Annotated in this window: 7 protein-coding genes and 1 pseudogene; 3 read left to right on the forward strand and 5 right to left on the reverse strand. The window is 36.1% G+C overall.

Features of this window, described 5'->3' with window-relative positions:
* Positions 1-10: 10 nt before the first annotated feature.
* Genes NSQ08_RS25465 through NSQ08_RS25480 form a run of 4 tightly spaced genes read right to left on the reverse strand, consistent with a single transcriptional unit; the run spans position 11 to position 3371 of the window.
* Complete coding sequence (locus tag NSQ08_RS25465; protein ID WP_044438293.1) at positions 11-613, reverse strand: response regulator transcription factor; 603 nt, start codon at positions 611-613, stop codon at positions 11-13.
* The gene (locus tag NSQ08_RS25470) at positions 610-1737 is read right to left on the reverse strand and encodes a sensor histidine kinase (protein ID WP_060749178.1); all 1128 of its coding nucleotides are present in this window, start codon (positions 1735-1737) and stop codon (positions 610-612) included. The genes NSQ08_RS25465 and NSQ08_RS25470 overlap by 4 nt, the downstream gene beginning before the upstream one ends.
* Entirely contained in the window at positions 1738-2472 is a 735-nt protein-coding gene (locus NSQ08_RS25475; RefSeq protein WP_044438291.1) for an ABC transporter permease, read from the reverse strand. It lies immediately after the preceding gene.
* A complete protein-coding gene (locus NSQ08_RS25480) occupies positions 2469-3371 on the reverse strand; it encodes an ABC transporter ATP-binding protein (protein ID WP_340779660.1) in 903 nt (300 codons plus the stop codon). The genes NSQ08_RS25475 and NSQ08_RS25480 overlap by 4 nt, the downstream gene beginning before the upstream one ends.
* A gap of 157 nt (positions 3372-3528) precedes the next feature.
* Here NSQ08_RS25480 and map point away from each other — a divergent pair, with 157 nt between their 5' ends.
* The 3 genes and pseudogenes from map to NSQ08_RS25495 all read left to right on the forward strand — a co-directional run.
* The gene (map, locus tag NSQ08_RS25485) at positions 3529-4323 is read left to right on the forward strand and encodes a type I methionyl aminopeptidase (RefSeq protein WP_016121123.1); all 795 of its coding nucleotides are present in this window, start codon (positions 3529-3531) and stop codon (positions 4321-4323) included.
* A gap of 527 nt (positions 4324-4850) precedes the next feature.
* Positions 4851-6251: a M28 family metallopeptidase gene (locus NSQ08_RS25490; RefSeq protein WP_340779664.1), complete on the forward strand. Its 1401-nt coding sequence runs from the start codon at positions 4851-4853 to the stop codon at positions 6249-6251.
* A gap of 374 nt (positions 6252-6625) precedes the next feature.
* A pseudogene (locus NSQ08_RS25495) lies at positions 6626-6804 on the forward strand (type I methionyl aminopeptidase); the annotation flags it as partial.
* A gap of 190 nt (positions 6805-6994) precedes the next feature.
* Here the strand turns inward: NSQ08_RS25495 and NSQ08_RS25500 are convergent.
* Complete coding sequence (locus NSQ08_RS25500; RefSeq protein WP_340779666.1) at positions 6995-10141, reverse strand: Cna B-type domain-containing protein; 3147 nt, start codon at positions 10139-10141, stop codon at positions 6995-6997.
* Positions 10142-11692 lie beyond the last annotated feature (1551 nt).

Consider the following 11692-nt stretch of genomic DNA (forward strand, 5'->3'; position numbering starts at 1 on the left):
AACTTCTTTTTCATATCCATCCCTTTTCTTCCGCAATTGTAATTGCCTCAATCCTATTTTTCGCATCGAGCTTCGTTAATACTTCAGAAATATAATTACGCACTGTACCAGGTGAAAGATAAAGTGCCTTCGCAATTTCATTTGCTGTCTTTCCCTCTTTCGCAAGTAACAGCACTTCTTTTTCACGATCCGATAACGGATTCTGCTCTTGCCATAAGCCAAACATTAACTCTTGAGAAATCTCTCGTTTCCCTTTCATTACGTTACGAATCGCCGAAGCTAAATCCTCACTTGGGCTATCTTTTAACAAATATCCGTGCACACCAGCTTTCATTGCCCTTTCAAAATACCCAGGACGCGCAAATGTTGTTAAAATCATTACTTTACAAGATGATTTTTCTTTCTTTAAAGTTTCTGCAACATCTAATCCACTTTGAATTGGCATTTCAATATCCATAATACTTATATCTGGCTCTAACGATTCAATTAACTTTAAGGCCTCTTCACCGTTCGCCGCTTGCCCAACTACTTCAATATCATCTTCTAGATCAAGCAGGGCTCCTAATGCACCACGAAGCATTCGTTGATCTTCTGCAATAATAATTCGAATCATGCCCTCACCTCATCTTTTCCTGTTCTAATTACAATTGGAACTTTCACCGTTAACAGTGTCCCTGGATTGATCGTATCCAGTTCAACTACTCCATCAATAAGGGAAATCCGCTCCTTCATACCTCGAATACCGTTTCCATCATGACTTTGATTTTCCAAACCGACACCATTATCTTCTACTTTCAAAATCAACTCACCTTGTGATTCTAATATAGAAACTGTACATGCCTTTGCCTTACTATGCTTCACGACATTCGTAACAGCTTCACGTAAACACATACCTAAAATATTTTGTTCAATTGGTGATAACGAGCTAGAATTAGCCTCCTGCTTTACTTCTAATTCAATATTGGCAGCTTGCAAAATCGCTTTTATTTGCTCAAGTTCTTCTTCCACTGTAATCATACGCATATCCGAAATTAACTCGCGCAGTTGTTTTAAAGCGGTACGAGATGTTTGTGTAATCTCCTTCGCCTCTATACTTGCGCGTTCTGGATTCTTCACAATCAGTTTCTCCACAAGCTGACTTTTTAAAGTAATAAGAGATAGTGTGTGTCCTAATGTGTCATGAAGATCTCTTGCAATTCGCTGCCGTTCCTCACGTTTTACTAAGTCTTTAATTTGTTCGTTTGCTTCGTTTAGTTGATTTTTCAACATCTTTTTTTGATTAAAATTACGCATTCCAAATGGCGTAAGAAGCATTAAAATAAACATTGGAACTATATTCACTAAATTTGTAGTTGTTAAATGCTTAAAATATACGAATATAAAGGCCCCAAGCATTGTAATCAACAGTCCTAACAACACTCGAAATACTTTTTTACTTGGCGCAAAGCCCATCGCACTTGCCGTGAAAAAACCAAAAAATATCATAAAAGCATTATAAAATAAGGCAAATAAAAAGATGAGTACCATTTGAATACATGCCCATAAAATGAACGTCTTATTAACAAAATAAAGTTGACGGTATGTGATAATAAAAAGCACCAACATACCGCTCCCTATCCCAAGTTTCCACCCTGATACCTGCGTTAGATGGTAAATCGGAAATAACAGATACACTAACCACATATATGGGAAGAAACCCATCTGTTTCGGAAAAATCTCAAACTTCTTCTCTATCATTTATACCGCTTCCTGTCTTTTCCTTATATATATTGATACTACAACAAATATAAGGAAATAACCTCCTAGTACCGCGATATTTTCCCACCCAACTGACTTCCCAGCTACAATATCCCATGCCCCACTACCAAAATGATATGTCGGTGTCCATTCTCCAATAGACCTTAATACTTTTGGGAATACTTCTATCGGCATCCATAATCCGCCAACTACCGCTAAGCTCATATTTAAAATATTAGCCAGGCCAGCAGCTGCATCCGCCTTCTTAATTGAACCTATTACTGTTCCGAGTGCTAAAAATGGTGTCACGCCTAATAATAACCATAATCCGGCACCAATCCATTGACCTACTGTTAACTCAACATTATTAATTAATATTCCTGCCATAAAAATAACTAAGATTGAAAAAGCATTCACTACTGTTTGGGCAATAATCTTTGCTGCTAAATATGCCCCCTCTGGAAGTGGTGTAATTTTTAAAAGATGTGTCCATCCTTGCCCTTTTTCCTGAGAAAGTCTCACACCGAAACTAAAAAGTGCAGTCCCTACAATACTGAAAGTCGCCATTGAAATTAAATAATGAGCTTTCCAAGCATCTCCGTTTTGTGGTACTTGAATAACATTTGTAAAGATGTAGTAAAACATAACTGGCATTAATAATGAGAAAAAGATAAATAATTTATTACGGAACGTACGTAAAACCTCTATTTTACATTGCATCCATAGTGCTCTCATGCGATTTCCCCCTTCTGATTTGCGACAAACTGTTCAAATGCTTCATCGAGACTTCCACGTTCAACTGAAATATCTGTTACAGGTAAGTTCTTTTGATAAATTGCTTGTAACGTGGCATCGGTATCCTCCGTTGTTAAAATAATCCGCCCCTCATTTGACTGTACTCCTGTTACATTCGGCAATTCCTTTAGCAGGCCCGTAGGGATACTTTCTTTTGAATAAAACGAGATCGTTTTTCGAGAAATCGTCGCTTTCATTTCATCCGGCGTACCATCTGCGATAATTTTTCCTTTTGCGAATAATAAAATGCGGTCCGCTAACGCATCTGCTTCTTCTAAATAGTGCGTCGTTAAAATAATCGTTTTCCCTTCACTTGCTAATTTTCTAATCGTTTCCCAAAACGTTTTTCGAGACGTAATATCCATCCCTACAGTTGGTTCATCTAAAAATAACAACTCTGGATTTCCTGCAAGTGCGAGTGCAAAATTCAACCTTCTCTTTTGACCACCTGATAACTTTTCACATCTTTGCTTTCGCTCTGATTCTAAATTCGATAGCTGAAGTAATGTTTCTTTCGCTACTGGATTCGTATAATAACTACGGAATAACTCAATTGCCTCTTCTACTGTGATGCTGTCAATAACGCTTACTTCTTGCAACATCGCACCGAGGCTATTACGAACATCTCTATGCTTCGGGCTCTTTCCAAATATCGAAACATTCCCTTCTGTCGGATCTTTTAATCCGAGCATCATTGAAATTGTCGTTGTTTTCCCCGCACCATTTGGGCCGAGTAATGCTACTATTTGCCCTTTATTTACATGAAATGAAACGTTATTTACTGCTTTTTTATGTTTAAATGTTTTAGAAACACCATTTACTTCAATAATCTTTTCCATCTCTCCACCCCCGCCGTTTCTTATATTTACATTGTATGTGCTGGAAAAGTTAGGAAACAGTATGATGCGTCATGACATCCATATGACAATTGTCATGTATTCTTTATGAGAGGAATCAGCCTGCATACCGCATGCGAGTAGCAGTACAAAAACAAACATGATACAATCGGATAAGACATATATTCGAGGAAGGACAGTGGTTTTCATGATTATTCGTAATGAACAAGATTTAGAAGGTTTACGAAAAATCGGCCGCATCGTTGCACTTGCACGCGAAGAAATGAAAAAACAAGCGAAGCCAGGTATGACAACGAAAGAGCTTGATTTAATTGGTAAAAAAGTATTAGACGAGAACGGTGCTATTTCAGCGCCTGAAAAAGAATATAAATTCCCAGGTGTAACTTGCATTAGTGTAAACGAAGAAGTTGCTCACGGCATTCCAAGCGATCGCGTATTAAAAGAAGGCGATTTAGTAAACGTAGACGTATCGGCAGCACTTGACGGATATTATGCAGATACAGGTATCTCATTTGTTCTTGGCGACGATGAAGAAAAAGAAAAACTTTGCCAAGCAGCAGTAGACTCATTTTGGGAAGCAATGAAAAAAGTAAAAGCTGGATCAAAACAAAATCAAATTGGTCGTGCTGTTTCTAACTTTGCACATAAAAGTGGATATAACGTTATTCAAAACTTAACTGGTCACGGTATTGGTCTTAGCTTACACGAAGCTCCAAACCACATCTTAAGCTACTATGATCCAATGGATAATGCGCTTCTAAAAGACGGTCTTGTTATCGCTGTAGAACCATTCATCTCTATGAAAGCTGATCATATCATTGAGCGCGGTGATGATGGTTGGACATTCGTTACACCAGATAAAAGCCTTGTTGCACAATGTGAACATACAGTTGTCGTCACTCGTGGCGAGCCAATTATTTTAACTCAACTATAATCAAAAATAGCCGTTTTGTAGATTCCTTCTACTAAAGCGGCTGTTTTTGATTATGTAACATCCCCATAAACAGAAAGCTTATAAAAATAAAAAGGTGATACATCAAAGTATCACCTTTTTAACGGGGTGAGGCTGTCCAAAAGTACGGAAAACTCTTGAACAGCCTCGTATTTTCATATGGATGCCTTACATATATCACTGATGATAATTATGAAATGCGGAAACATAGTTATCATCACATGATTCAAACAAAAGAAAAGAAATCCTATAACGGATCTCTTTTCCCTACATAATCTAAAGTTTGGGTACACTAGATTCATGCAATGTAGGAGCCTTCCAAACAGAAAGCGATCCTTCATTTAAAATGATAGCATACATATCTCCGCTAAAAATATGCAAATATGCATATAGCGTTTTTTATTTCTCAACATACATTTATTGAAAATTCATACATATAAAGGTAAAATAAAGTCGTTGACCGTCTTCTTTTGTCAGTCAGAGAGAATAGAAGAATGGGAGAGGAAAAAATGAGAAAATCACTGAAACAAAAAATAGTAAGCTCCTTGCTTGCTGTATCACTCGCCGTTAGCTTAGCTCCAATCGGACAAGCAAAAGCTGATTCCACGTCAGAAATTACACAGACTCCACCTATTACAAAACAAGTTGATGCAAACCGCGCCATCGAGCATATCCGTTTCTTATCCGAAACAATCGGTCCCCGTCCAGGTGGTACAAAATCAGAAGAATGGGCTTCTCGCTATGTTGGTATGAAGCTTAAATCAATGGGATATGAAGTAGAGTATCAACCCTTTCAAGTGCCGGATCAATACGTTGGATTTATCGAATCACCATTAGGGACAAAGCGTAATTGGCAAGCTGGTGCTGCTCCAAATTCACTAATTTCTACAGAAGCTGTTACAGCTCCGCTTATCTTTGTTCAAGGTGGTACAAAATTGGACGATATTCCAAATGAGGTAAACGGAAAAATTGTTTTATTCGAAAGGGGTGCAACAGTAGCAGATTATAATAAACAGGTTGAAAATGCTGTTAGTAAAGGGGCAAAAGGTGTTCTTTTATACAGTTTAATTGGAGGGCGTGGAAACTACGGACAAACTTTCAATCCTCGCTTAACTAAAAAACAGTCTATCCCTGTCTTCGGTCTTGCTTATGCTCAAGGAAATGCGTTTAAAGAAGAAATCGCTAAAAAAGAGGCAACAATTCTTTCCCTAAAATCGAGACATGAATCTAATTTAACATCCTTAAATGTCATCGCTAAAAAGAAACCAAAAAATAGTACAGGTAATGAAAAAGCTGTCGTTGTAAGTTCACACTACGATAGTGTCGTTGGAGCACCTGGGGCAAATGATAATGCTTCTGGTACAGGATTAGTATTAGAACTGGCTCGTGCTTTTCAAAATGTAGAAACTGATAAAGAAATTCGTTTTATTGCTTTTGGTTCTGAGGAAACTGGCCTACTTGGCTCTGATTATTATGTTAATAGTCTGTCCCAAAAGGAACGTGATCGAATTTTAGGTGTCTTTAACGCAGACATGGTTGCAACAAATTATGATAAAGCAAAGAATTTATATGTAATGACTCCTGATGGCTCAACAAACCTTGTAACAGATGCTGCCTTACAAGCAGGTAAACAATTAAATAATAACCTCGTTCTTCAAGGAAAATTTGGCTCTAGTGATCACGTACCATTTGCTGAAGTGGGTATCCCTTCTGCACTATTTATTTGGATGGGCGTCGATAGTTGGAATCCATTAATCTATCATATCGAAAAGGTATATCACACGCCGCAAGATAACGTATTTGAGAACATTTCACCAGAACGTATGAAAATGGCATTAGAAGTTATTGGAACTGGTGTTTATAACACTCTTCAAAAACCTGTTACTCAAATAGGGCAAAAAGCTGCTTAATACTATTTCAAGCTACCGATTAATCGGTGGCTTTTTATTAAGGAAAAATAAATATGTATAATAGCATATTTGTTACATGGCGTTATTACCCTAAAAAAATCTTAATACATTAATTTAAGTATATCAATTATACGATTTATTGTGTATAATATAAAACGTAATATATTAATGTAATTGTATTATTGAATGGTATTACCATGTAGAATAATACTAGTAATTACATCTAATAAAGAAGGCTTTCTACTATGAAAAGATTATTCTTGCATTTGTGTTAGCTTTAACAGTTATTTTTAGGAACAAATGCCTTTATTCCTGAAACAAACGCTGATGCAGCTACTCACGAGCAAAGCTTTACAAAATACTATTTCTAAATTAGCCATAAAAATGGCTATGCATTCATCCAAAACTTAACGGAACATGGTCATTGATCTTAAATTACATGAGATACCACACCACATTCTAAGCTTATGGTCCAATACATAATCGACTTATCAAAAACGATTTCATTGTTACTTTAGAGCCGCTTATCTCTATGAAAGCTGACCATATTATTCGGCCGCTGATTGAGTCCAACCTGAAATTGTTCTCTTTTTTCTAAAAAAAGCCCTTCAGGTTGCATTCTTCCCTTCACTTTATCGTGAAGTGTTTTTGAATACTTACCTAAAGGGCGTAATATCAATAGTAATTTTTTAATTTGTCTGCTACTCAGATTACAGTGTAATCAATAATCTAAATCTTTTTTATTATTTTATTCGCTGACGAGCGAGTAGGATTCCACCTAAAAGGAATAATACCATACCTCCAAGAATTGAACTCATTTCTGCTGATGTTCCTCCTGTGTTAGGAAGTAATGTTGGCTTATCATTTTCTGTAGTAGGTGGAACTTTTGAATCGCTATTTTTGTCTGCATTTGTGTTTGGATCTGTACCTGGATCTTTTGGATTTGTGCTTGGATCTTTCGGATCTGTGCTTGGATCTTTTGGATCTGTGCTTGGATCTTTCGGATCTGTACTTGGATCTTTTGGATCTACACCTGGTTCGTCCTTGATTTTTGTATTCGTGATGTCATAACCATTTACTTCGGATTTGTATCCCGCTACTGGTTGTTCTTTCACTTCATACTTGTACGCCTTACCTTCAGCATCATATGCTGCTAAATCTTTAAACGCATATTTCCAATCACTTGCTGTACTCACTTCTTGTGTTGCGATTACTTGGCCATTTTGTAGTAAGTCTACTTTAATCATTGAAGGACGTTCTTTCGCATTATCGTCTTTCCACGTTTTCGTTCCTTCTACTTTTGTTTGACCAACCTTTGTATTCGTGATGTCATAACCATGTACTTCTGTTTGATATCCGTCTACTGCTTGTTCTTTCACTTCATACTTATATGCCTTACCTTCGGCATCATATGCCGCTAAATCTTTGAATTCATACTTCCAACCGCCTGCTTCTATTACTTCTTGCGTTGCGATTACTTGGCCATTTTGTAGTAAGTCTACTTTAATCATATTCGGACGATTTTTCGCATTATCGTCTTTCCATGTTTTCGTTCCTTCTACTTTTGTTTGCGCCACTTTTGTATTTGTAATGTCATAACCTTTTACTTTGGATTGATATCCGTCTACTGGTTGTTCTTTTACTTCATACTTATATGCCTTACCTTCGGTATCGTATGCCACTAAATCTGTAAACGCATATTTCCATTCGCTTGCTGCGCTTACTTCTTGTGTTGCGATTACTTGGCCATTTTGTAGTAGGTCTACTTTAATCATCGTCGGACGTTCTGATGAATTATCGTCTTTCCATGTTTTCGTTCCTTCTACTTTTGTTTTGCCAACCTTTGTATTCGTGATGTCATAACCTTTTACTTCTGTTTGATATCCGTCTACTGCTTGTTCTTTTACTTCATACTTATATGCCTTACCTTCGGCATCATATGCCGCTAAATCTGTAAACGCATATTTCCATTCGCTTGCTGCGCTTACTTCTTTTGTATCGATTACCTTGCCATTTTGTAGTAAGTCTACTTTAATCATATTCGGACGATCTTTCGCATTATCGTCTTTCCATGTTTTCGTTCCTTCTACTTTTGTTTGACCTACTTTTGTATTTGTAATGTCATAACCTTTTACTTTGGATTGATATCCATCTACCGCTTGTTCTTTTACTTCATACTTATATGCCTTGCCTTCGGCATCGTATGCCGCTAAATCTTTGAATTCATACTTCCAACCGCTTGCTTCTGTTACTTCTTGCGTTGCGATTACTTTATCGTTTTGTAGTAAGTCTACTTTGATTGTTTTCGGACGATCCGGTGAATTGTTATCCTTCCACGTTTTCGTTCCTTCTACTTTTGTTTGACCTACTTTTGTATTTGTAATGTCATAACCTTTTACTTCGTATTGATATCCGTCTACTGCTTGTTCTTTCACTTCATACTTGTATGCCTTACCTTCGGCATCGTATGCCGCTAAATCTTTGAATTCATATTTCCAACCTGTTGCTTCTGTTACTTCTTGTGTTGCGATTACTTGGCCATTTTGTAGTAAGTCTACTTTAATCATCGTCGGACGATCTTTCTCGTTATCGCCTTTCCACATCTTCGTTCCTGAAACAGATGTAGTTTTCACTTTATTTGGAATATCCAGTTCGACTCCATTTTCATCATCTGATTTTATTTCAAACTCTACTTTTTTCTGAGGATCGAAATCAATATAGTCTGGAGCTGAAACCTCTTGTACATAATATTTACCTGGTGATAATTGAGGAGTTTCAACTATCCCTTTTTCATTTGTTTTATATTCGCCCCCAACTTGTTCACCAGACTCTTTATACAACTTAAACGAAACATTCGGAATTACTTTTTCTTTATTTCCTTCAATATGTTTAACAATTTTCAGCTTTCCTTTTGGAACCTTGTTACCAGTAGCACCACCACCAGCTGTCATATTTTCGACTGGATGAGTACCCGATTCAGTAACTGGTTCTTTGTTTAGGACTTGGTAATCAATCGTATAATCATTCTTAAAAAACTCTTGCTTCTTCCCAGCTTCCGTTATAGTAGATGTATAACCAATCGTAAAGGCAGCAAGACGTGCTTTATCCTTATTAAGCATAACTTTAAATGATCTGTCTCCAGTAAAGGTAATCGTTCCGTAACCTTGCTTTTCAAACTCTTGTAGCGTTAAAGATCGACGACCTAGATAATCATCTACACTTATATAGAAACTATCCTTATTAAGTGTTTGACCTTCCTGTAAATTATCAGTCACAACAATATCACGACTTAACTCTTCTTTATTTAAATTTATATTCAAGAACCAACGTACTTCATTGTCCTTACCTGAGTTCATATCACCAGTTTTATAAAAAAACGGTGGCTTTCCAGGATCTGTGCCACCACCACTACTTGGACCGGTAATTGTTACAGACTGCTTATCTACAGTTGTACCAAAATTGGTTTCAATCTCTTTCTTTTGATCCGTTCCTACATTAGTAGCTTCCACGAAAAAGTTTAAATACCCTTGAATATTTTCATATGTATCCACTTGATCATTAAATGTACATACCACAGTACCTGCTGTAACTTTACAAGTACCATAGTCATTTAATAGAAACTCGCTATTTAATCCTTTTAACTCTGGAGGCAGTGTTAATGTTAGTGTGTCTCCAGGCTTCAGCCTAAGTCCATCTTTTTCACTGAAGTTTACAGTTACTTTAGTCCTTTCTGTGGTACTTAGATTTGTTTTACCAATCTGAAAACTATCCACAAGTCCTGCTGTGTTTAGCTCTTGTGCATTTGCTACTATAGGTAAAAGACTTTGACCTATAGTAAACATAAAAATCATTATAATCGAAAAAATCGAAGTAACTCTTTTTAAATACATATTTTATGTTATCCTCCTATAAAATTAAAAATAGATAGATCCTGGTACAAGCATACTATGACAAAGATTCTACTATTCAATGTCATTAAGCCACTTTACTAAAACTTGTTTGACAGCTATTATCATCTTTTTCTCTTTTTCAATCCTTCTACTACTTAAAAAATTGCAGTTTGACTTTTATATAGATTCATCTAATTTCTCCGACATTTTATTTATCGTATATACTGTTTAACAAAAACAGATACAGGACAAATTTTGATAAAGGAATTCAAATTACAAATACCCATGAACGAACAAACAACTTCAAAGTCAGAAGAAGACCACTCAACAAGCACTCACGATAAAACTCATGACGGTCATTGTCTTATTATGCTGTAGAGTTTCCGAAATTTCTCCATACCAACGCAAACGTTTGCTCTATAAATGCAAAAATTTCATTGTCGACAAGTATGGAAGAGCTACTTCACAGTAAATATGCATTTGGTCAACTTCCTTACTTATCCTCATAAAGAATAACAAGAAGTACAATCTATAATCGAATTTAGCATATCAGCCGAAGAAGGTTACGACTGTGAAACATGCTAGGATACTCGTATTCTAAAAGATGTTATTGAAGATGCATTTTCTGCCATTATGAGTTGAGGTGAAATTGGCCATATGTTAAAACATTTTGTGTTTAGTTACACAGCCGACCTACACACCGAAACAAGTAGAACAAGAAGCGTTCCACCGCCAGCATTATATAATTAAAAACGCTCTGGATGAAGTATTGTTTGCCTATGCAAGATGATAGTCATATTCTCCAAATTTGAATACAGTGGACCGAATTTGGGGGTAACTAAAAAAGAGTATGATTGTCAACTGATTTCATGTAAATCGTATAGAAATACGAAATTCAGCCTTTTCATTTTTGGAGTATATAAATGAGTGTCGAGAAAAAACCCTTTTCCTAATGGGTTCCATGGCTATGTCGAAGAATTAAAATGAGCTTATATATGATGATAATATCAAAACCGAGAAATTTATATCCTTTCATTATTTTTTATCAAATCATGAAACCTTTAATTGTACTATATGTACTATTTTAAACATACCACCCCTAGTTTCTTGACTAAGTTGGAAGTTTTCAAGATTAATTACTAATTGTTTAAATACTTGGTTAGATGAATTGTTCTTTTAGTATTTGGCATAGCTGTAACAATGTTTTTTACAATAATCACACCATTTTCTAGTAACATTCCACCAACTAATAATACATATATGGATTTTTGATAATCTTACCCCCAACAGTCTATTATTCTAGAATCGTTCCTAAAAATCAATAGTTAATTGGTATTTTACTATTTTCACTCCATCACCATAACATATATTTGTCACATGTATTTAGATTAGAAAATTGGCACAGAAAAAGAGATAGCTTTGCCATCTCTTTTTCTGTTTCAACTTCCCCTTATCAAGCCACACGACTTTTCGGTGCTCTTCTTTCTTTGACTTCTGATCAGTCTATAGACTGATCAGAAGTTTATATATCAACTTGTATATCAATTCTAA

This window comes from Bacillus sp. FSL E2-8887 (genome assembly GCF_038007205.1).
In the GTDB taxonomy this organism is placed as follows: Bacteria; Bacillota; Bacilli; order Bacillales; family Bacillaceae_G; genus Bacillus_A; species Bacillus_A mycoides.

What these genes read in the sequence shown, in the direction of transcription:
- map (WP_016121123.1), top strand. Translation starts at nt 3,529, where the DNA reads ATGATACAATCGGATAAGACATATATTCGAGGAAGGACAGTGGTTTTC.
- NSQ08_RS25465 (WP_044438293.1), bottom strand. Translation starts at nt 613, where the DNA reads ATGATTCGAATTATTATTGCAGAAGATCAACGAATGCTTCGTGGTGCA.
- NSQ08_RS25500 (WP_340779666.1), bottom strand. Translation starts at nt 10,141, where the DNA reads ATGTATTTAAAAAGAGTTACTTCGATTTTTTCGATTATAATGATTTTT.
- NSQ08_RS25490 (WP_340779664.1), top strand. Translation starts at nt 4,851, where the DNA reads ATGAGAAAATCACTGAAACAAAAAATAGTAAGCTCCTTGCTTGCTGTA.
- NSQ08_RS25475 (WP_044438291.1), bottom strand. Translation starts at nt 2,472, where the DNA reads ATGAGAGCACTATGGATGCAATGTAAAATAGAGGTTTTACGTACGTTC.
- NSQ08_RS25480 (WP_340779660.1), bottom strand. Translation starts at nt 3,371, where the DNA reads ATGGAAAAGATTATTGAAGTAAATGGTGTTTCTAAAACATTTAAACAT.
- NSQ08_RS25470 (WP_060749178.1), bottom strand. Translation starts at nt 1,737, where the DNA reads ATGATAGAGAAGAAGTTTGAGATTTTTCCGAAACAGATGGGTTTCTTC.